Source organism: Neobacillus oceani (genome assembly GCF_046237595.1).
Classification (GTDB): Bacteria; Bacillota; Bacilli; order Bacillales; family Cytobacillaceae; genus Bacillus_D; species Bacillus_D oceani.
This window is the reverse complement of the sequence record NZ_CP143543.1, coordinates 434,317-456,842: the sequence shown is the minus strand read 5'-3', so window position 1 is coordinate 456,842 and position 22,526 is coordinate 434,317. Positions and strand designations below refer to the sequence as shown.

20 protein-coding genes are annotated in these 22,526 nt (G+C 41.9%); 15 read left to right on the top strand and 5 right to left on the bottom strand.

Features of this window, described 5'->3' with window-relative positions:
* The first annotated feature begins 75 nt into the window (after positions 1-75).
* The 3 genes from V1499_RS02330 to V1499_RS02320 all read left to right on the top strand — a co-directional run bounded on the left by V1499_RS02330 (position 76) and on the right by V1499_RS02320 (position 1,498).
* A complete protein-coding gene (locus tag V1499_RS02330; RefSeq protein ID WP_409273480.1) occupies positions 76-195 on the top strand; it encodes a DUF4023 domain-containing protein in 120 nt (39 codons plus the stop codon).
* Between the two features lie 161 nt (positions 196-356).
* Positions 357-776, top strand: coding sequence for a hypothetical protein (locus V1499_RS02325; protein ID WP_409273478.1), 420 nt, complete (start codon positions 357-359; stop codon positions 774-776).
* A gap of 110 nt (positions 777-886) precedes the next feature.
* The gene (locus tag V1499_RS02320) at positions 887-1,498 is read left to right on the top strand and encodes a LysE family translocator (protein WP_409273476.1); all 612 of its coding nucleotides are present in this window, start codon (positions 887-889) and stop codon (positions 1,496-1,498) included.
* 43 nt (positions 1,499-1,541) lie between these two features.
* Here the strand turns inward: V1499_RS02320 and buk are convergent, their stop codons facing one another.
* The 5 genes from buk to V1499_RS02295 form a co-directional block, all read right to left on the bottom strand.
* A complete protein-coding gene (gene buk / locus V1499_RS02315) occupies positions 1,542-2,624 on the bottom strand; it encodes a butyrate kinase (RefSeq protein ID WP_409273475.1) in 1,083 nt (360 codons plus the stop codon).
* Between the two features lie 12 nt (positions 2,625-2,636).
* The gene (locus V1499_RS02310; RefSeq protein ID WP_409273474.1) at positions 2,637-3,560 is read right to left on the bottom strand and encodes a phosphate acyltransferase; all 924 of its coding nucleotides are present in this window, start codon (positions 3,558-3,560) and stop codon (positions 2,637-2,639) included.
* A gap of 834 nt (positions 3,561-4,394) precedes the next feature.
* Positions 4,395-5,756, bottom strand: coding sequence for an amino acid permease (locus V1499_RS02305; RefSeq protein ID WP_409273473.1), 1,362 nt, complete (start codon positions 5,754-5,756; stop codon positions 4,395-4,397).
* Between the two features lie 243 nt (positions 5,757-5,999).
* Positions 6,000-7,334, bottom strand: coding sequence for a hemolysin family protein (locus tag V1499_RS02300; RefSeq protein ID WP_409273471.1), 1,335 nt, complete (start codon positions 7,332-7,334; stop codon positions 6,000-6,002).
* A gap of 491 nt (positions 7,335-7,825) precedes the next feature.
* On the bottom strand, positions 7,826-8,881 hold the full coding sequence (locus tag V1499_RS02295; RefSeq protein WP_409273469.1) for a YheC/YheD family protein: 1,056 nt from the start codon (positions 8,879-8,881) through the stop codon (positions 7,826-7,828).
* A 179-nt stretch (positions 8,882-9,060) separates the two neighbouring features.
* On the opposite strand from V1499_RS02295, the gene V1499_RS02290 reads away from it, so the two are divergent.
* From V1499_RS02290 to wecB, 12 genes are all read left to right on the top strand, one after another.
* Positions 9,061-9,522: a hypothetical protein gene (locus tag V1499_RS02290; protein WP_409273467.1), complete on the top strand. Its 462-nt coding sequence runs from the start codon at positions 9,061-9,063 to the stop codon at positions 9,520-9,522.
* Positions 9,523-9,828: 306 nt separating this feature from the next.
* The gene (locus V1499_RS02285; protein ID WP_409273465.1) at positions 9,829-11,178 is read left to right on the top strand and encodes an IS1182 family transposase; all 1,350 of its coding nucleotides are present in this window, start codon (positions 9,829-9,831) and stop codon (positions 11,176-11,178) included.
* Positions 11,179-11,423: 245 nt separating this feature from the next.
* Positions 11,424-12,680 carry a nucleotide sugar dehydrogenase gene (locus V1499_RS02280; RefSeq protein ID WP_409273463.1) on the top strand — a complete coding sequence of 419 codons (1,257 nt, stop codon included), beginning with the start codon at positions 11,424-11,426 and terminating at the stop codon, positions 12,678-12,680.
* 14 nt (positions 12,681-12,694) lie between these two features.
* Positions 12,695-14,530 carry a heparinase II/III family protein gene (locus tag V1499_RS02275; RefSeq protein ID WP_409273462.1) on the top strand — a complete coding sequence of 612 codons (1,836 nt, stop codon included), beginning with the start codon at positions 12,695-12,697 and terminating at the stop codon, positions 14,528-14,530.
* A 60-nt stretch (positions 14,531-14,590) separates the two neighbouring features.
* Positions 14,591-16,354 carry a glycosyltransferase family protein gene (locus V1499_RS02270; RefSeq protein WP_409273460.1) on the top strand — a complete coding sequence of 588 codons (1,764 nt, stop codon included), beginning with the start codon at positions 14,591-14,593 and terminating at the stop codon, positions 16,352-16,354.
* Between the two features lie 153 nt (positions 16,355-16,507).
* The gene (locus V1499_RS02265) at positions 16,508-17,449 is read left to right on the top strand and encodes a glycosyltransferase family protein (protein ID WP_409273458.1); all 942 of its coding nucleotides are present in this window, start codon (positions 16,508-16,510) and stop codon (positions 17,447-17,449) included.
* Between the two features lie 27 nt (positions 17,450-17,476).
* Entirely contained in the window at positions 17,477-18,487 is a 1,011-nt protein-coding gene (locus tag V1499_RS02260) for a hypothetical protein (RefSeq protein ID WP_409273457.1), read from the top strand.
* Between the two features lie 37 nt (positions 18,488-18,524).
* Positions 18,525-19,217 (top strand): serine/threonine protein kinase, encoded by a 693-nt coding sequence (locus V1499_RS02255; protein WP_409273455.1) that lies wholly within the window; start codon positions 18,525-18,527, stop codon positions 19,215-19,217.
* A gap of 20 nt (positions 19,218-19,237) precedes the next feature.
* A complete protein-coding gene (locus V1499_RS02250) occupies positions 19,238-19,747 on the top strand; it encodes a PIG-L family deacetylase (protein WP_409273453.1) in 510 nt (169 codons plus the stop codon).
* Positions 19,748-19,821: 74 nt separating this feature from the next.
* Positions 19,822-20,844, top strand: a complete 1,023-nt coding sequence (locus tag V1499_RS02245) for a glycosyltransferase family 4 protein (RefSeq protein WP_409273452.1) — start codon at positions 19,822-19,824, stop codon at positions 20,842-20,844.
* 118 nt (positions 20,845-20,962) lie between these two features.
* Positions 20,963-21,331: a hypothetical protein gene (locus tag V1499_RS02240; protein WP_409273450.1), complete on the top strand. Its 369-nt coding sequence runs from the start codon at positions 20,963-20,965 to the stop codon at positions 21,329-21,331.
* 45 nt (positions 21,332-21,376) lie between these two features.
* Positions 21,377-22,507 carry a non-hydrolyzing UDP-N-acetylglucosamine 2-epimerase gene (wecB, locus tag V1499_RS02235; RefSeq protein ID WP_409273449.1) on the top strand — a complete coding sequence of 377 codons (1,131 nt, stop codon included), beginning with the start codon at positions 21,377-21,379 and terminating at the stop codon, positions 22,505-22,507.
* The last annotated feature ends 19 nt before the right edge of the window (positions 22,508-22,526 follow it).

Sequence of the window (22,526 nt, the reverse complement as noted above, 5' to 3'; positions counted from 1 at the left end):
TGAAATAAAACGTATTTTTTTAAGGCCCTATTGGAAAAATAGGCCCATGCACTAAATTTTTGAGGAGGAACTGCCTTGGAAAACACCCACGAGTTTGTTGAAAAACTACACGAAAAACAGAAAAAGGACGAACAAAACAAGAAACGGCAAGGAAAAGGAAACCCCAGCGAACAGCTCCCAAACAAACAGCATTAAGCTCAAAACCCTGCAGCCAATTAGCCTGCAGGGTAATTTTTTATGCCTGGTATCATAATCTCTTTTTCACAAAAAATATACAAATTTTTACTTGTTTTTGAATTTTTTGTCCTTTATTATTATGGTAAGTAGTTCCAATATACCATAAGGGGGTTTGTTAATTGGTTAAATTGAAATGGGCGCTTATCGGCGGCATTGTCCTTTGTCTGGGTTTAAGTGACTCCGAAGCCGATCAATTTGCTTCCAGAGACAGAGAAACAAAAGTAGAATCCACACAAGTTGCTTCAAGGGACCGCGAAACCAAGTTAGAGCAAACCACGCAGGTTGCTTCAAGGGACCGCGAGTCGAAAGAACAAACCACTCTGTTTGCTTCTCGTGACCGGGAAACAAAGCTGCAGTCCAAGCAGGTTGCCTCTCGTGATAGGGAAACAAAGCTACAATCCAAGCAGGTTGCCTCTCGTGATAGGGAAACAAAGCTGCAATCCAAGCAGGTTGCTTCTCGCGATAGGGAAACTAAGCTGCAATCCAAGCAGGTTGCTTCTCGCGATAGGGAAACAAAAACCCAGAACTATTTTGCCTAATCTTACATAGAACAGCGCGAGCCTATGCCCGCGCTGCTTTTCTTTTTACTCCTCCTGCCTGCATGTTAAACTAAGGGAAAAATTCAAGCAAACCGGGAGGAGTTTATGCCATGAATGACTTTTTTACGTTCCTGCTGCTTTCGCTTTTTGTAGTCATGAGCCCGGGAATCGACACCGCGCTAATCACCAAAAGGACAATTGCCGGCGGTCAGAAGGAAGGGTACAGGCTCGCCCTCGGGATTACAACCGGTTCGTTGGTCCATACTCTTGCCGCCGCATTCGGGCTCTCCGCTATCCTTATGCAATCCGCATTGGCATTTGAAATCGTAAAATATGCTGGCGCACTCTATTTAATCTATCTCGGGATATCCTCGTTTATTACCCGCCGAAAATCGGATGAAGACAATAACACCAGTGAGAAGCCAGGATCGGCCTACAAGCAAGGACTTCTCTCGAATGTCTTAAATCCGAAGGTCGCAATGTTTTTCCTTACCTTTTTGCCGCAATTTGTCCAACCTGGCGGTGATTCAACCATGCAGCTCGTCCTGATGGGTGTTATGTATACACTCCTTTCTATTAGCTGGTTTTTTCTTTATGTCTATTTTATAAATTTTCTGCGTGATTGGCTGATGTCACCGAACGTCCAAAAAGTAATGGACAGGGTTACCGGCATTGTCTTGATCGCGTTTGGGTTAAAGTTGGCGCTTGATAGGCATCAATAATTTTGTCAAATAGAAGAGCGGCTTATGCATCGGAGCCGCTTTTTTATACGAGTTGATAATTGTATTCCCGTTTTGTTTCCTCTCCATTTAACACCCTCAGCGCGCCTTCCGCCAGTGCTTCCAATTCTTCCTCACCCGGCAGCACAAATACTTCGCCTAAAAATCCGATTTTTTTTCGCAGCTTTTCCACAAAATATTCCGAATAAGCAAGCCCGCCTGTTAAAATAATCCCATCTACCTGCCCATCAAGAACCGCGGCCATCGCTCCGATTTCCTTTGCGATTTGGTGGACCATTGCTTTTAGGACAAGCTCGGCCTGGGCATCCCCGTTCAGTGCCCGCTTCTCTGCCTCAATCGCGCTTTTCGTTCCTAAATATGAATAAAGGCCGCCCTTCCGTGTTACGAGTTCAACCATTTCTTTCTCCGAGTATTTTCCTGAATAGGACAGTCCAATCAACTGCTTTATCGGAAGCGTTCCCGACCGCTCAGGGGAAAATGGACCCTCATTGTCCGCATTGTTAACATCAATGAGTTGCCCATGCCGCTCGGCCGCGACCGAGATGCCCGCGCCCAAATGGGCAACCACAAAATTCAAATCGTCAAGCGGCCTGCCAAACTTGTTGGCTATTTTCCGTGAAACAGCCTTAATGTTCAACGCATGGAGCTGGCTAATTCGCTCGATCCCCTCAAATCCTGACAGCCTCGATTCCGGGATGAACTCATCCACAGTAACCGGATCGACGATAAAGGCCGGAATCGCAAGTTTTGAAGCTATTTCATAAGCAAGAATTGGCCCTAAATTTGAAGCATGTTCCCCAAATGCACCGGACCTTGCGTCGGCTAGCATTCCTCCGCAAACCTCGTACGTCCCGCCTTTCAATGGCTTAAGCAAGCCTCCCCGGCCAGCAACAGCGGTGAGCCGATTGGCTTCAAAGCCATACTTCTCAAGGAATTCAAAAATGGCTTGCAAACGGAGCTGATATTGGTCCGCAATTTTCAAAAAAACAGAAAGGGTTTCGTCCTGGTGGCGGACTGTTTCCGAGAAGAGAAGTTTCCGTTCTTCGTAGATTGCCAGCTTTGTGGACGTTGAACCGGGATTAATTACAAGAATATAGTGATCCATCATGCATACCTCACTCTAGACCGGAATCGCCGCATTCGTCGCCGAAACAACGGCGAGTGCGATGGATGCAAGCTTTGCCTTCGCGGAATCGGAACGGGAATTAAGGACAAGCGGCACCCTTGCTCCGAGCACGATTCCCGCCATCGTTCCATGCGCGTAGTACGTAATGGCTTTTCCAAAAATATTTCCTGCTTCTATTGTCGGGACAATTAGTAAATCGGCTTTGCCATCCAGCTCGCTTCCGATACCTTTATGGAGGAGCGATTCCTTGCTAATGGCAAGGTCAAGCGGCAGCGGGCCTTCCAATAAAAGAGGTTTGCCGTAATCCGCCTTTAATTCCGCTACAAGCCTGCCCGCCTCGCACGTCACGGGCATTGTTTCCATCACAAGCTCATTGGCGGCGAGGATGGCTGTCCGCGGGCAATCAATCCCAATCTGATCCAGGAATTCAAGCGCGTTCACGACAATCTGCTTTTTTTGCGAATAGTCAGGGGCAATATTGATTCCCCCATCCGTCATAAAAAGGAGCTGTTCTGTGCCCGGAATTTCAAATGCCGATAAGTGGCTGAAAATACGCCCTGTCCTTAATGACAGCTCCCTGTTCAGGACTCCTTTAAGGAAAGGGGTTGTGTTCACCAGCCCTTTCATGATTGACTGGGCCCTTCCTTCGCTCGCGATTTTTGCCGCGGTAAAGGAGGCCTCTTCATCCGTATCGGCGTTGATGACTTCAAAATCTTCCGTTCTGAAGTCCATTAAACCGGCCATCTGGTTAATTTGCCTTGCATCCCCAATGAGAATTGGCTCAATCATTCCAAGGCCGGCAGCCTCTTTTACCCCCTCGAGAACTGCGAGGTCATGAGCCGCGGCAACACTCATCCTAATAGGCTTTCTTTTCCGGGCTTCTTCCACAACATCCGAAAAGCTTCTATATCTCATCATATTCACCCCGTTAAAGGCTTACTTTTTTAAAATTCAGGCTTACTATTATTGTAAACGCTTCAAACGCAATGGAGCCGCCCGCTTCATGCCAACTTTGTTACAACTTTTTAAAAAATGCGATATTACCGGAATAAGAGTCACGAACAACACGCTTGCATGACAAACTAGAGCCATAATCCCGTTCAGTTGTCACGATTAACACGCTTGTGTGACAACCAACAGCCATTACCAGGTTTAGTTGTCACGATTAACACGCTTCCGTGACAACCAACTGCGATAACACGGCTTAGTTGTCACGATTAACACTCTTGTGTGACAACCTAGAGCCATTACCCCGTCCAGTTGTCACGATTAACATGCTTTCATGACAACCTAGAGCGATAATCCCGTTCAGTTGTCACGATTAACACGCTTGCATGACAACCTAGAGCCAGTACCCGGTTTAGTTGTCACGAATAACACGCTTGCGTGACAACCTAGAACCATTACCCCGTTCAGTTGTCACGATTAACACGCTTACGTGACTTCCTAGAGCGATAATCCCGTTCAGTTGTCACGATTAACACACTTGCGTGACAACCTAGAGCCATTACCCCGTCCAGTTGTCACGATTAACACTCTTATGTGACAACCTAGAACCATTACCCCGTGCAGTTGTCACGATTAACACGCTTACGTGACAACCTAAAGCGATAACCCTGTTTAGTTGTCACTTAACCCCTGTCCAGGTTCAAAAAATCGTCTCTTTACGGTTGGTTCGAAAATCAACCTGCCGCCAAAACCGAGACCCCCCAAAAAAACGCCAATCCACAAGGGACTGGCGATCATCCAAATCTATGCACTTTTCTTCATCCGATACCCGATATACAAAATCGCGTACCAGATGGGGCCGACGAACAGGGCTACCCTCATTCCCTCAATGAACGCCATCAGGACGATGACCAAAGCAAGGAACGCGAGTGCGAACCAGGAGGAATATGGATAGAAAGGCAGCTTGAATTCAAGCTCCGCAACTTCCGCTGCTGACCGCGCCTTCCTGAATTTCTGCTGGGTCAACAGGATGATTGTCCAACTAGTAATGACCGCAACTGTCGCGACCGCGGAGATGTACATAAATACTTTTTCGGGGACGATATAATTAAGAAAAACAGCGATTAGTAAAAATAGTGACGAAAACAGGATCCCCCTGCTTGGGGAACTGGAACTGTTCAGCTTACTGAAATAGGCCGGACCGTTCTTTTGCAGTGAAAGATTGTACAACATCCGGCCGGTGCTGAACAAACCGCTATTGAATGATGATAGGGCGGCTGTCAGCACGACAAAATTTATGATATGGGCTGCTCCGGGGATGCCGATACTATCAAAAATCTGGACGAACGGGCTGCCCTCTGAGCCAACCTTGTTCCATGGGAAAAGGATCATCATAATGCCAAGCGCGCCAATATAGAAAATGAGGATGCGCCAAATCACGCTGTTAATTGCTTTCGGAATTGTTCTCTTTGGGTTTTCGGCCTCTCCAGCCGTAATTCCGACGAGCTCCACGCCGCCAAAGGAAAACATGACCATGACAAGGGAAAGCAGAATGCCATTGATGCCATTTGGCATAAACCCTCCGTGTGCCCAAAGGTTGTCAAAGCCTAGCGCCTGTCCACCATTGCCAATACCAAACAGGATAATTGCAAGTCCGGCAAGCAGCATCCCGATAATAGCGACAATTTTAATCATCGCGAACCAAAATTCGAATTCGCCAAACGCCTTTACGTTTATCAGGTTAATCGCAGTAATGACAACCAAGGCGGCAAGAGCGCTTACCCACTGCGGAATATCTGGGAACCAATAATTCACATACACCCCGACGACTGTGATTTCCGCCATGCCGACAACGACCCACATAAACCAATATGTCCAACCGGTCAAATAGCCTGCGAATGGCCCAAGGTACCGGTTTGCGTAAGAGCTGAATGAACCTGAAACAGGTTCCGCCACAGCCATCTCGCCAAGTGCCCGCATAATTGCGAAAATGACAATGCCGCCAACCAGATACGAGAGGACAACAGCCGGACCTGCCAATTTAATTGTGGCGCTCGACCCATAAAAAAGGCCGACCCCAATCGCTCCGCCAAGTGCGATCAATTGAATATGCCTGCTGCTTAATCCCCTCTTCAGGTCCTCTTTTTCAAGATTTGGATTCCCCATTGTGTAACACCCCACGGCTAATTTGTGCAATACGATTTATCCATAATACCATATAAGCCATAAATTATTTTAAAAAAATTTTTACTTTTGGTTGTCAAGTTATCCCGTCCTCCAGAAGGCGCCATTAATATCATAATGAACATGAAAAACCCCTGTTTCAACATACTTATCTGTAAAATTCCTGGCAATGTTATACCAAAAAAACAGCCGGCAATCCTTGTTCCTTATTGCCGGCTGCATCCATTATTCAATAACTCCTTCAACCTTTTGGCCATCAAGGATGTCGGCCCGGACTTTTGTAATTCGCCGGTCGTTCATCTCCTCCACGGTAAACAAAACATTTCCGTGCTGGACCGTATGCTGCTCAAGCTCACCTGGGATATAACCCAGCTGCCCGATAACAAACCCGCTCAGCGTATCGTATTCATGGATGGGCAAGTCCACTTTCAACAGCCTCTCCACTTCATACAGGTTCGTGGTCCCCGGGATGAGATACGTTTTCTCATCAACCACAATGATTTCTTCTTCATCGATGCCTGGGTCATCATATTCATCGAAAATATTCCCGACGATTTCTTCAATGACATCCTCGATTGTAACGATTCCGTCAGTCCCGCCATACTCATCAATGGCAATGGCCATATGGACATTGTTCGTCTGCATGTCCTTGAATAAATGGTCAATGCGCTGGGACTCGAGCACATAATGTGGCTCGCGGATTAGCTTTTTAAGGCTGAACGCATTTTCAGAACAATTTTCAATGAACTGAATCAAGTCCTTCGCATGGAGGATCCCGACGATATTATCAATATTTTCTTCATACACTGGGAATCGCGTATACTTCTCATTATTCACAACCCGAACCGTTTCCAAAAGGGAAAAATGGATTGGCAGAGCGACGATATTTGTACGGTGAGTCATAATGTCCGAAACCGTCTTGTTATCAAACTCAAAAATATTGTTGATCATCACCTTTTCGGCTTCCTGGATCGTCCCTTTTTCTTTTCCGACATCGACCATCATCCGGATTTCCTCTTCGGTAACGTTTTCCTCCTCCGCATTCGGGTCAACCCCGAAAAGCCGGACAATCGCATTCATTGAAAGAGTTAGAAGTTTCCCGAATGGCGAAGTGATCTTGGACAAAATCGCCAGCGGCTTGACGGCGAAAAACGCAATTGGTTCAGCTTTTTGCAGGGCTAGCCGCTTCGGGACCAGTTCTCCGAGTACAAGAGTAAAGTAGGAAAGGACTAAGGTAATAATGATAAGCGATATTGACTCAAGCAAATTTTGGTTTAAAGGGACTCCGAGCTCCACAAGCCAATCCGCAAGCCTTCCCGCAAAGCTTTTTCCCGCGAAAGCACTCGCAAGGAACCCTGCGAGCGTAATTCCGATCTGGATTGTTGCAAGGAAACGGCTTGGCTCTGACAGGAAATTTTCCAGCGCAATCGCCTTTTTGTTCCCATTCTCCGCCATGATCCTTATTTTGTTGTCATTCAGCGAGATAAAGGCAATTTCCGACGCGGCAAAAAAAGCATTGATGAAAATAAGTATGATTAGAACCACTATTTCGATAAACAACAGAACCAGCTCCCATATATGAGTAATTGCCAATGTCCCTTTTACAAAAAGGAAGGTATATTGTTCAAATTACCCTTATCGATAAAAAAGATGTTTAGAAAATAAAGAATGAAAGTTGTTCCCTTACCGGGATTCATACCCCAGTCTTCCTATAATTAAAAACATGGATTCCTTTTATGTTTCCGCTTACTGCCAGGTAAATATTCCTTAACAATTTTCAAAAACATGGGACACTATCTGTAATCCCGATTCCCTAATAAAAAGTAGGCACTTGAAACGTATTCTATTACGCTATACCCGAAGCGTACTTAGTGTATTCTTTCGCTGATACTATATTTAATTAGCTCCATTTACTCTTTAAACAAATTACTCTTTATTAACTTGTTTCCATTTGACCTTGAGTAGACACCTTTCTAGAAGGAAAAAAAGACCGTAATTAGCGGTCTCTTTGAAAAAGGCTTCTGGTGAAATCCAATAATAAGGGATGTTTTTTAAGGAGTGCCGGTTGCTATGAACCGTGCATATTCAAGTGGGAGTGTAACGGAAGGGTCATTACCGGCAGGGGAAGGAAAAGTGTTAATTTCAATCAACCATATACGTTTATGTTGATCAATCATAAAATCGATTCCTAAGTCAGCCATATGTTCATTGTCTTTCTCAAAACAGTTGCAAATTGTATAACCGAGTTGGATTAATTTCTGTTCAATGTTTTCTATTGCTTTTTTGGTTAATCTCTCAGAAAGAATAGAACTTAAGGTTGAAGGAAAAAAATGTATTCCTTTCTTGCTGCCCATATGTGTTCCGTTCAATGCCATTCTCCCAAATAGCCTGATGACCTCCCATTCCCCTTTTTCGTTTCGGTTCATATTTAGCCTGATATCTGTCGGCATTCCTCTTTTTCTAATTGAATCAATACACTCCTGTATAACATATCTATCCTGGAAATAGCTTTCATTTATCCATTTCCATAATTCTTGGCAATTCGGAAAAGAAGCTTCTTCAGAACTTTTATTTAAATGGTAATTCGCTTTTATTGTTCCATCCCCCGTTTTTTCTATATACACAATGCCTCTTCCGCTAAAGCCATTAACAGGCTTTAAGAATGCCTTTTCCCTTTTAAAAAGAAACTCCTCTATTTCACCACTATTTTTTATCAGTTTTGTTTCAGGGGCATAGGGACTTAGCTCTGGATGGGCTGCAAAAAAATTAATATTATCAATTTTATCAAAAAAAACAGAGTTGAAAATAGTTATCCCCTTATTTATGAAGGGTTCAAGGCTTTTCTTCCTAAATCTGCACTGCATAAAAATGACTTGCGGTAAAGGATAAACCCCCTCTTTCCACGGTATTTCCTTATTTCCCCCCATCCAAAGGTCACCAGTCACACTCTTATTTCTCAAATCAAGCTTATCGAGAGTAAATTTAATAAAGTTTACTGGCTTGCCGTTGTAACTGTTGAGCCTAATGTGAAGAAGCTTAAAATTAGGATCGTGGATTGTCTCCGCTGTTTCTCCAACGCATATTCCGACGAAGGGATGTCGATTCATATTATCTCCTCCTACTGTAAATTATCTTATGCATTTTCTCCAGCAGGGGTCCTTAAAAAGGCATCCCTCTAAGCTTGTACTTTTTACTGCAAGAGGATTAGGTATACATACAATCAATTCTTATAATTGCAAATAAGCTATTGATGTAAGTCCATTCTATTGGAAAGGAGGAAAAAACAATGGTTTGCACAAACACAACAACCACGTTTAACGGGTTTACGTTTACGTATCTGGCTGCTCAATCGGATCCGGCACAAGGGAAATTTTGCTATAGAGTCCAAAGTGCCACTCCAATGAATCAAAACGATTTGAGCAACTGGGTATTGGAAGTGTGCCCTGATTGCCCGGATTTTTTCAGGCAGTTCATCAATATTGAAAGTTGCTCTTCCACCCCCGCCCAAGCAGGGGCGAACTGCGAAAAGAGGAATTTCGTTCCGCCAAATCAGGTTCCGCTCATCGGAGTTGTGTTCAACTATTCTCTTAAAAGGAATCCCAATAACTCAGCTACATTCTGTGTTGATTTCGACACTCCCTTGGAACTGGGCGAAGTCCGGGTTGGCTTCAAAGCTGGAAACAACACATTTGTATCTCCTGTCAAAATCTGCGGGCCTGTCTGTTCGGGAATTAAAGGCTGCCCATAATAGATAAAAGTGGTTTCTTCAAGGTAATAGAAGGAGGCATTAGCCTCCTTTCAGACTGTAGACAAACTTGAAGGTATCCGGGTTTGCCTACAGTCTTTTTTAATTTAAAATATAAGTTGAAACAACAGTGCGTCTAGAATTCCACTCCGGGTGGACGCTTTCCGCGGGCGGGGCCGAGCCGCTTCCCTCGCTACGCTCAGTCCAGGGTCTCGACTATCCCGCTACTCCCGCAGGAGTCGCCACCCTCCGTTCCAATCAACTAATATTCTCTTTATATAAAGAACACTATGTATGAGGTGACCTGCGATGATGACTAAAAATCAAGCTAATGAACGTGAACAATTTGAAATGCTGACCATTGATCAATTAGTTCCTGAAAATCATTTGGTACGCAAGCTGGAATCGGCCATTGATTTTTCATTCATCTATCCCATGGTAGAACACTTGTATTCCGGGCTTGGTAGGCCCAGTATTGATCCGGTCGTTCTCTTTAAAATAACTTTCATACAATACATATTTGGCATACGCTCTATGCGCCAAACTATTAAAGAGATTGAGACCAACATGGCATATCGCTGGTTTTTAGGATTTGGTTTCTACACTGAAGTTCCTCACTTTTCTACCTTCGGTAAAAATTACGAGCGCCGTTTTTATGATTCCGATGTGTTTGAACAGATCTTCTATCGAATCTTGAAGGAGATTATGGATAAAGGGCTGTTGTCTCCTGAACATGTATTTGTGGATTCCACACATGTAAAAGCAAGTGCCAATAAACGCAAGTACGACAAGAAACTCGTTCGAAAGGAAACCCGCGCCTATGAAGAAAAGCTGCAATTGGAGCTTAATTTAGATCGTGAGAAACACGGTAAAAAGCCATTTCCTCCCGAGAAGTTTGAAAAAGAGGAGTGGAAGGAAATCAAGGAAAGTACGACGGATCCTGAAAGTGGCTATTATGTAAAGGATGAGCGAACGAAACAGTTTGCCTATTCGTTTCATGCCGCCACGGATGAAAAAGGATTTGTGTTGGGGACAATCGTCACTCCGGGCAACATACATGACAGCCATATCCTGCAGCCACTTGTCGAGAAGATCATTGAAAAGGTAAAGAAGCCACTTGCTGTCGCAGCCGATGCAGCCTATAAAACTCCCGCGATCGCGAATTTTCTATTGGAAAATCAGATGTTGCCTGTCCTTCCTTACACCCGTCCAAAAACGAAAGATCGGTTCTTCCGAAAGCATGACTATGTTTATGATGAGTACTACAATTGCTATCTCTGCCCCGAAGGGCAGGAATTAAAGTACACGACAACCACGAAGGAAGGGTACCGCCAGTATAAATCAGACCCAGCTATTTGCGCTTCCTGCCCAGTCTTATCAAAGTGTACCGAAAGTAAAAACCATCAAAAGCTCATTCAGCGCCATATTTGGGAGCCCTACCTGGAAGAGGCTGAACATTTACGACACACGGATGAGATTAAACAGATATACGCCAAACGAAAAGAAACAATTGAACGTGTCTTTGCAGACGCGAAAGAAAAGCATGGTATGCGATGGACAACCTTACGAGGCCTTAAAAAATTGTCCATGCAGGCGATGCTTACTTTTGCTGCAATGAATTTGAAGAAACTGGCCAATTGGACATGGCAAGTTGCATAAGAGTACTCGAAGAGTAAGGTGCTGGGGGTAATTATCTTCGGATTAACCTTAAAAATTTCCACAAAACTGACAAAAGGCCGCGAGAGGGTGCCCCCTCGCGGCCTTTTGTCGACAATCTGGAAGGAGGCATTAGCCTCCTTTTTTTATCCTGGAACTTAACACCTCCCACATAGGCAGAAGTATTGGCAGTATGGTGGACAGAAGAATATCCTGTAACGCAACCATTTTTCCGTAAAGGTGATACTATGAAAGTTTGCATATTAGGACTTGGTTATATCGGGTTACCCTCCGCTCTCTTATTTGCATCTAGAGGCCTTGAAGTACATGGCGTCGACATTGACATGGAATTGATCCATAAACTATCCAACCAATTGTTGCCGTTCCGCGAGCCAGGCCTTGAAGAATTGTTTGCAAATGTTATTGAAACGGAAACATTGACATTTTCTCCTGAGCCCTGCACCGCAGATGCGTTTATTATTTCTGTCCCTACCCCTTTGGATAAAGACAATAGAGCCGATTTAAGCTTTGTAAAAACAGCAGCAAAAATGATTTGTCCCTTTTTACAAAAGGGCAATCTCGTTGTCCTCGAATCAACAGTTCCTCCTAAAACTGTCGATGAAGTTCTCACGCCTTTGCTAAGTGCCACAGGTTTGGTTATTGGGGAAGAACTATTTATTGCCCACTCCCCAGAACGTGTAATTCCCGGGGATTTACTAAGGGAGATGGTTGAGAATGACCGGATAATAGGGGGAATAAATGAAGAGTCGGCTGAAAAAGCAGCAAACCTGTACCGGCATTTTGTGAAAGGAAAAATCCATTTGACAGATGCAATCACTTCGGAAATGGTCAAACTTATGGAGAATACGTATCGGGATGTCAATATCGCCCTTGCAAACGAATTCTCCCTCATCGCCGAAAAAGAAAAATTCAATATATGGGAAGCAATTTCTTTAGCCAATCAACATCCAAGGGTGAATATTCTAAGTCCCGGTCCTGGAGTTGGCGGCCACTGTATCGCCGTGGACCCTTGGTTCATCATCGAAAAAGCCCCTGATCATGCTAGATTGATAAGAAAAGCGAGATTTATTAACGACAGGATGCCCTATTTTATAGCAGAAAAAATAGCGAAAATAGTAAATCAAATACCTGACCCTGTCATTTCACTCCTGGGCTTGACTTACAAAGGCGATGTCGATGATATCAGGGAAAGCCCTTCGATTAAAGTACTTCAATTACTAAAAGAAATTCCGGTTTCCGTCAAAGTGTTTGATCCCAATGTAGATAAAAAAGTATTGGATGAACAGGTCGATTCCCTGGAGGAAGTTTTAAAGGATACAGATTGTTGTGTTATTCTAACGAATCATACGTTATTCAAAGAAATAGATTTTAAAAAGTATCTGAACAATTTTCGGACGAAGAACATTTTTGACACACGAAATAGTATTAATTCTTGCGGTCTGGCTGAAGATGGATTTGCGGTTTATCAGCTCGGCGTATCCTAGGTGAGGGTATAACAATGGAGTATGAATCTATTATAAAACGTGAACGAATAAATATTATTCCAGTTACGAAGCCCGGACTAAATATAAAAGAAGTTTGCGATGGTTTGCTAAACAATAAAATTTATATCAGCAAGCGCTATCCTACCCTTTCAGTAGAAGGAGATTTATGGAGGGCTGACCCGTTAAAGGACAGAAGCTGGAGATTTTGGCTTCACACCTTAACGATCATTGAATCTCTTATTTATGGTTATGAATTATATGGTGATATTCAATATATAAATAAAGCAATTTTATTCCTCGAAGATTGGCATTCAAAAAATCCGCCAGATTCGACTGCCGTATCCGAAATGTCTTGGCATGATCATTCAACTGCATTACGGCTTATTATTATTTGCAAATTATATGAATCGTTCAGAATGAGCCTTTTTTCAAAGGAGAAGCATCTTTTTTTCGAAAAAATAATTGATGAACATTGTCAGAAACTGATGAACGATTCCTTTTATATGCCAAACCATAATCATGGTCTTGATCAGGATATCGCCCTCTACACAGCTTCTATTACGTTTAGCTATATGAAAAAAGCCAACGAATGGAGGGAAATCTCCTTAAAACGTTTTTGGAAACAGGTAGACCATTTAATTGCCGAGGATGGCAGTTACAAAGAGCACTCCCCCGCATACGTTTATATCTTTTTAGGCCGCTTTTACACATTTTATCAATTTATAAATAAATATGATCCAGCTGCCGCCAATAAGCTGATTGAGTACCTTGATAAGCTGTTAACTTTTTTTATCTATATCGTTCAGCCGGATGGGCAAATACCTCCAATCGGCGATAGTGAAATGAGTCCCTTCATCTTATGGACTGATCTTCCTGAACCTTTGATGAATAAAGCAAAACTTTTAAAAAAGCCTCATAGCCTCCTTAATGAGTTTAGTTTGGAGAAAGTCTTTAGTGAGGGAGGCTATGCGTTTCTAAGAAATCAATGGAATTATACGAAAGAAACTGTCCAGGCGATCCTTTACAGCAGTTTCCACTCACGAGTCCATAAACATAAGGATGACCTCGCCCTTATTTTATATGGAAATGGCGTACCTATCCTGACAGATGCGGGGAAGTTCAGTTACAACTACTCCGACCCGGGAAGAATATACGCGGAGTCCGCAAGAGCACATAATACAATTGTCGTTGCTGGAGAGGAAATGGACACATCTAAAGCAAATATCGGCAAGTCAGGGCTAAATGGATATTTTTTTTGTGATAACCTATCCGTGGTTTCCGGAACACATTGCTTATATAGAGGAGTGCTCCATTACAGGCTGCTAATCTTCCTAAAACCGAGCAACTTCCTATTAATCGACTGGGGTATCGCCAAGGATACAAAGACTGTGGTTCAAAACTTTCTTTTTCACCCTTCCATTGATTGCAGTTCAGATGGAAAAACGGTTATTGGAAAGTTTAGAGGAAAAGAGTGTATTTCTCTAATACCCCTAATCCACAATCATGGGGCTACCCAATTAAAAAAAGGCCGGATAAGTCCATTGGAAGGCTGGTATTCCCCGAAGCATTCTATTCTTGAACCGACATGGAATGCCCAATTCACACAAACAGGCAAAGAAGCACGTTTTGCCACCCAAATGCTGATTGATAAGAGCAAGCCGGCCATTGACAACTTTTCATGGTATGGCAACCTAGTGAAATTCAAAACTAATCAACAGGAAGTAATGATTATTCTTCACCAATACACTCATGAACTTTACCTGAATGGAACGAAAATGAATTGGCTCAGCCTTCCAAATACTCTACTGGAAAATGAAGTGAAGAAAAGGTGGAAGGAATTAAAGGGCTGAGCATCCTTCCTTACACATTTGAACAAATAACTCAAGACGGCAGAGAGGAGTTAACAATTAATGGGCTCTTTTTTGATAGATGAATCCCTTCATCGGAAAATCAAGGCAATCCCAGAAATATCGACAAACCACTGTGAGCACCCTGAAATTAGAGTCGCGTGTATTTTGGACACCTTTAGCTTCGAGTGTTTTAAGTATGAGTGCAATTTAATGCAGCTTTATTTAACTGACTGGGTTGAAAAAATTGAAGCATTTAAGCCCCATTTCCTGCTTGTGGAATCCGCTTGGCGGGGAGTTGATGATTCATGGCGGAACCTGCTGACGAGCGTGGGTAAACACGACCATTCCCAAATAAAGGCCTTAATTCAATATTGCAATAAAAAAGGCATTCCTACAGTATTCTGGAATAAGGAAGACCCACCTAACTTCCCCTATTTTATTACCACAGCGAAACTTTTTGATTATATCTTTACGACTGATAGTAATTGTATTCCAAAATATCAAAAGATGGTTAACCATAAGCAGGTATATCCACTTCCCTTTGCGGCACAGCCTGCAGTTCATAATCCTATTTTTTCAAATAACTCACCAAAGGAGAACGTAGCCTTTGCAGGAACTTGGTATGCTTTCAAACATTTAAAAAGGCAGGAGTATATTAATCTTCTTCTAAAACCAGCACTCCGCTATGACTTAAAAATTTTTGATCGAATGTTTCATTTTAAAAGCAACAAAAATTATCGATTTCCCGAATACTTTCAGAATAACATTGTTGGTTATCTTGATTATTTAGATATGGTCAAAGCCTATAAGATCTTTAAAGTTTTTTTAAATACAAATTCGGTTACGGGCAGTCCGACAATGTTCTCAAGAAGGGTATTCGAGCTTTTGGCCACCGGAACATGTGTAATCAGTTCCATCTCGGATGCCATTTCCTTAATGTTTCAAGATATCGTGAAAGTCGCTTCCTCAGAAAAAGAAGTGGAAAATCACTTGAAAAGTTTGTTGGAAAACAAAGAGGAAAGAGAAAAATTAAGCTTGTTAGGAATACGTGAAATTCATAAACACCATTTATATAAACATCGGTTTGAAAAGATCCTCGACGTTATTGGTTTACAGTATGAGAGAAAAGGCGATTTGCCGGGAGTATCTTTGATAACGGTTAATACAAGCCAAGAGCACATCGCCAATATTCTAAAGAACTATAGAGAACTGAACTACGAGAACAAAGAACTCGTTGTTTTAATAAATGATGACTCTATTCAAGAAGATGACTGGATGAGGTTAATTAATGACGAAGACGACATTCAAGTCAAAAAGAGGCCTGCCGGTACTACTTATGGGGAAAGCTTCGCATCAGGCATAAAAATCAGCAAGCATCCATATATTGCTGTTTTTGATGAAGAACATTATTATGCTCCAAATTATTTACTTGATTCAATGCATGCATTTACGTGGTCCAAGGCTGATATTGTTGGTAAAAGCACCTATTATGCCCATGTTGAAGCTGCAAATAAATTTGTTCTGAGGGAATTGGATAAGGAGCATACCTTTACTAATTTTGTTTCGGGAACAACAATGGTCATCAATAAAGAGGTGTTTGAACTAGTATCGTATCCAGAGGGCAATGAGGGGACTGACACAAAGTTTTTAAAGGATTGCAATGAAAAAGGAATCATCATCTATTCAAATGACCGGTTTAACCATGTCCGAGTAAAATCTCGGGAACACAAATTGCATAGCTGGAAAATATCAGATGAAGAATTCATCAAAAAGTCAATAATTATTTCAAACGTTAAGAACTTTAAGGATTATGTAACAATATAGTGCGTTTCCAAAACCTTTTTGACGAATTCTTTCCGATTAATTTAAATTACTATGCCAATACCCTTACATTTTTCTGAAACCTTCATACTATGCCAAGAAAGGTTAAAGGCCACATTGATTCACCAACAAGTGAAAGATAAGGAGTGCTGCGTGTTGAAAATTCTTTTTACCAATCCGCCGCCCATCATTAAATACGGGATGCAGCCCGGCTTTGAAAAAATGGGCTGGGAAACGGACAGGTTGGAGGTTCCAGAACAGTCGGAAAAAGGCATGATTGAAAAAATCAATCGGTTTAAGCCCGATTATATTTTCACGGAAGGCGGAGTCGATACGAAAAGGTTCGTCTTTCCTGTTCTTGAGAAATTCCAAATCCCCCATATTTATTGGGCGATCGAGGACCCTGTCGCCAATGATTCACTTGCAATGGAATGGGCGGAAAAGTCAGTCCTGACGCTTACCCCATGTGTAGAAATGCTGAAAAATTACAAAAGAAAAAATCATCCGGCGATTTGCGTCCCCTTTGCGATGGACCCGGATTACTACAATCGGAAAAAGCCGAAAAAACCGTATTCCGACCTCGATGCTGTCCACATTGGGAATAATTATGATGTTTTTGACGAGCGTTATGAAGCGTACACATATATCCTACAGCCATTTATCGATAAAGGAAAAGCGATTGCCATCTATGGGATGGACTGGCAGAACCCAAATCATCGCTACAATGTCCCGGATCCATATGCTAAGGGCTATCTTTCACATGAAGAATCCGTTTTTGCCTATTCCTCTGCAAAGATTACTCTTGGAGTCCATTCAATAACCGACTCCACGACAATGCAATCAATGAGGACATTTGAAGTGCTCGGCTGCAGAGGTTTCTTTTTAACCCAGAGGACGAAGGCAATCGAATCCATGTTTGAAAATCATAAGCATCTGGTATATTCAAGCAGCTATGATGAAACGGTCGATTTAATGAACTTTTATCTCGTAAACGAATCAGCAAGAGAAAAAATTGCTCAAAACGGGCAAAAACATGTTTATCAAAACCACACCTACAAGCAAAGGGCGGCAGAAATAATAAAGGAACTTCAGCGTTGAATTAAAATGTAGAACTGGGGTGTTTTAATGAAAGAAAAAATCACCGTTATTTATCCTCCGGCCATCGACTATAAATTCATGCACCAAAGGCCGCAGCAAATGATGAAAGTCCTCGCTGTCCTGGGTGCCAATGTATTGTTTATTAATCCGGAAACTTTTTTTCCACAAGAAAAACCTATTGAACAGCCTTATCCCTCACTGCCTAATTTTAAGGTTGTCAAAAAAGACGTTAATTTAAAGCCTTTAATCTCAGGAAAAGTGGTTCTTTGGTGCGCAGTCAATCAGGGTGCCGAAATAGACCGATTCAAACCTGACCTGGCAATATTCGACTCTTGCGATCTTCCTTCCGATGAATTTGCGGTCTGGAAACCCCATATTCCAGATATGGAGCGTAAATGTGATATTATTTTCGCTACGTCAATGCCCATTTATAATGAACATAAAAAAAACGGAAGAAATGTATTTCTTCTACCGAATGGAGCAGATTTTGACCATTTTAAACGAGCTTCAGCGCCAATCGGCAAGCGGCCAAATGACCTCCCTGATACAAAAGGAAGTCCCTTGATAGGGTATTATGGGGCAATCTATTCCTGGCTTGATGTAAAAATGGTGGAAAAGATAGCATCACACTATCCTGTCGTTTTAATAGGATCAAAAATACTAGAAATAGAGCATCCAAATATCACCGTGCTTGACATGAAATTTTATGAGGAATTGCCACAATACCTTAGTTGGTTTGATGTCGCAATTATTCCATTTAAAATGACAGATATGATTAAAGCAACAAATCCGATTAAATTTTTTGAATACCTTTCAGCCGGAAAACCGGTTGTAAGCTCACCTTTGCCTGAATTGTCGGCATACGGAAATGTATGTTACTTTGCAAATGAAAAAAATGTAGTAAACCAAATCGAAACTGCCCTAACGTCCAATACAACAGAAAAAATAATGGAAAGGCAAAAAACCGCAAAAGAAAATTCATGGCTTCGCCGTGGAGAACAGGCATTGAAGGTTATAAAAGAACATCTTTCCATTTAAAAACTATCAATAATGCACAAAAAAGGCGGGGTGAATAGTGCCAACAGAAAAGTGGGGCAGATATGAAGTTGACTTAAAGGAGGAGGGATATGGCGGAACAAGCACTGTTTACTTTGGATTTGACCCCTTATCTCAAAGAAAAATAGCAGTAAAAAAGATAAAGGATATTACCACAGGTCTAAAAGAATCTTGGATTATGAATCTTTATGGAAAAAACAAAAAGCTAGTTGAATTTTATGATTTTTTTATCCATGAACATCAAGCTTGCATCGTTATGGAACAGCTAAATGGAAGTTTCTTAACTTCTCTTGACACAAAAAAAGCCATCAAGGTAACAATTAACATTCTTAAAGGGTTAGCGCATTTACACTCTAAAGGCATCCTTCATACCGATATTACTCCCCGGAATATTATGCTGACCAATGAAAAAACTTTAGATATAAAAATTATAGATTTTGAATCCGCCAGATTAAAAGATTCAGCAGGCGTTTACAGGGGGAAAGTTGAAGGATGGATTTTTTCCCCTCCTGAAGCTAAAGAAATAGATAATAGTTATGATTTGTACGGGGCTGCCGCAGTGTGCACATATGTACTAACCGGGAAAGTAGACCCGAAGTATGTGAAGGAAGAGAACCTCCGTAAAGTACTTTTGAGAGCAATGAATCATGATCCTAGGCAACGTTATAAAAAAGCGTCGGATATGATAAAGGATTTAAAATCGTTACTTTAATTATAAGCAGGTGCAACGAAATGAGCGATAAACTGATGGTTGTGGCTCATCCTGACGATGAGCTCCTCTTTGGCGGAGGAGAATTGCTAAAGGAAAAAGGTTGGAAAGTCGTCTGCGTTACGAATAAAGGAAACCATCAAAGGGCGGCAGAGTTTACAAAGATTATGAACATCCTACATGCAGAACATGAGATGTGGGATTTCCCTGATGTATGGAACGGCGATTTTGACAGGAATGCATTAAGCAATGATTTAAAAAAATTACTGGGGGAGCGAAAATACGAGAAAATCGTTACCCACAATTTGCACGGAGAATATGGCCATACACAGCATATTGCACTATCACAGGTCCTTCACGATATCGTAAAAAAAGACCTTTATGTTTTTGGTTATCATGACAAAAAATTGCCGGACGATATTCTCCGAAAAAAAATGGAGCTATTGCATGAGTATTCTTTGTTCATTTTTCAAAAAGACTTTTTCCTTACATTAAGAGAATTGGAATACGAAAAATTACACAAAGTGTATTGAACTATTTTTAAACTTTTTAAGGGGGAATTTTTATCAAAGTATTAATGCTGGCCGATCACTTGGTCCAGGGAGGATTGGAAACACATATTGCCACAATAATAAACGATTTAACCAAACTTGGCCACGAAGTTCTTCTTTATACCGCATCCATCTCCCCTTCAGTCCTTTCCCAAATTAACCGGAACCGGTTTAAGTCATTAAAATGGTCAGATACTGCCATTGAAGTTATTAAGAACTTCAATCCTGATATTATACACGCTCATCCGTTTACTGCAATCATTAAAGGAAAAGAAATTGCCGTAAAACTTGATAAACCGCTAATCGTAACAATGCATGGGATTTATGATTTTGGATTTGATGATTCACCACTTGGAAATGAAATCAGTGGACATGTAAAAAGAATTATCGCTGTAGACTTTAGAGTGGCTCTCTATCTTTTGAATAATGTCGTTGAACCCGAAAAGATTTCAATTATTAGGAATGGCATCAATTTTGACCTATTCCATCCAAAGAGAAAAGACAGGCAAAAAGCAGTATCAATGGGGCTTGATCCCGATTTGTTCACAATTTCGATCATAAGCAGGTTTGATGATGATAAAGAAAAGCCAATCATCCAATTTTTAAGGTGCCTTCCCGAACTGGCAAATTCCTCAGGTGGGCTAAATGTCCTTATTATCGGTGATGGCGGGAAAATGAAAGACGTAAAAACAGCCATTCCCCGTATAATCCCCAATGGAGGGAGAGTCAAATTATTGGGCTGGCAAGACAATGTTTCGGAATTCTACAGTTTGTCCGACCTCGTTCTTGGAAGCGGCAGGGTTGCATTGGAAGCACTTGCTTGTAAAGTACCTGTGTACGCCATGTGGGATGGATTCGGAGAACTAATCACGAAGCATAACCACGATGCAGTGATGTCGGGAATCACCTTTAAACAACTTTCCGATTCTACTCTAGTACACAATTTATCTGCCATTTTAAAGAATAAAGACTTGCTCAGCCAAAGTGCGCATGAGAGTTATGAATTGGTTAGAAAAAATTATGATAGTAAAAAGATTGCAAACCAATTAATTCGTATTTATGAACAATATTGCCAATAACATCGACCGTCCATTTTTCAATCCGAACAAACTAATTAAACCGCCCAACACTGTTTTCCACCTCCACGAATAACATGGTGGTATAATAACCCACCTACGCAAAGGAAGGAGCATTTAAATGGATTTTGGTCATAAGAAAGGCAAGATGGAGCACGGAGATTTCCTGGAGGAGGTATTCAATTCTATTTCCTGTAAGCAAACAGACCATCATGAGCACCACGACGAATGCAAGGATGACTGTCATTGCAAAGACAACAAACATTGCATTTGCTTGATTTTATGTGAACTGGAAAACAACAAGAAAACATTACGTTTTAGAACAAAGAGCGGTGATGAAATCATTGGCACCATCAAATGTTTTGATAAGTGCACCGGGTGTGTCGTCATTATTCAGCCAGGAATGAAATCACCAAAGCTTCCTCCGGTTGCAGTCATCATTTCATGCCGTGACATCGAAAGCATATCCTTTGAGGTCGATCACTGGTAACCATCTCTTTCTCGATACTCAATAAATGGGAAAGGATCAATAGAGGTGAAAAGAAAACTAAAAGTCATGGTCATCTTTGGTACGAGGCCCGAAGCAATTAAAATGGCTCCATTGGTAAATGAACTTGCCAAGCACCCAGATTTGATTGAAACATCCGTAACTGTAACAGCCCAGCATAGGGAGATGCTTGACCAGGTTTTAACAGCCTTTTCCATCCATCCGGATTTTGACCTTAACTTAATGCAGTCAGGGCAAAGCCTAGGGGAATTTGCTTCCAGATCCTTGAGTGGCCTGGACACGGTCATTAAAAAGAGTAAGCCTGACCTGGTTCTCGTTCACGGGGATACTACAACTACCTTCGCAGCCGCCCTGGCTGCTTTTTATAACAATGTAAAGGTTGGCCATGTTGAAGCCGGGCTTCGGACCTTTAATAAACATTCTCCTTTTCCTGAAGAATTAAATCGACAGCTGACAGGGCTTATTGCAGACCTTCATTTTGCCCCAACGGCGACAGCAATAAGCAACTTGCACAAGGAAAACAAAGACCCTGGGACATTATTTTTAACAGGAAATACTGTAATAGATGCTTTGAAAACAACTGTAACCAAAAGCTATAAACATGACCTGCTCAATTCAACCGAAGGAAAAAGGCATATCCTGCTAACGGCACATAGACGGGAAAACCTCGGGAAGCCAATGATCAATATATTTCAGGCTGTAAAAAGGATTGCAAGGGAATTTGACGATGTTGCAGTAGTTTATCCAGTCCACTTAAACCCCTCTATTCAAAAATTAGCTGCGGAAATACTCGAAGGCCAGCCTAACATTCATTTAACAAATCCTCTTGATGTAATTGATTTCCATAATATTTGCGCAAAATCGTATTTGATTCTTACCGATTCAGGAGGAATTCAGGAGGAAGCTCCTTTCCTTGGAGTGCCTGTCCTCATATTAAGAGATACGACTGAACGGCCCGAGGGTATTGAGGCTGGGTCATTAAAGCTTGCAGGAATAGAAGAGGGAGGAATTTACCGGTTAACAAAAGAATTATTGACAAATGATTCTTTGTATAAAAAAATGTCGGTCCCTTCCAACGTCTATGGGGATGGCTTTGCATCAAAAAGAATAGTGGACGCCATCCTCCATCATTTTGGCCTTCACACGGAATCAAAGTAATATAGAAAAACCAATTAAT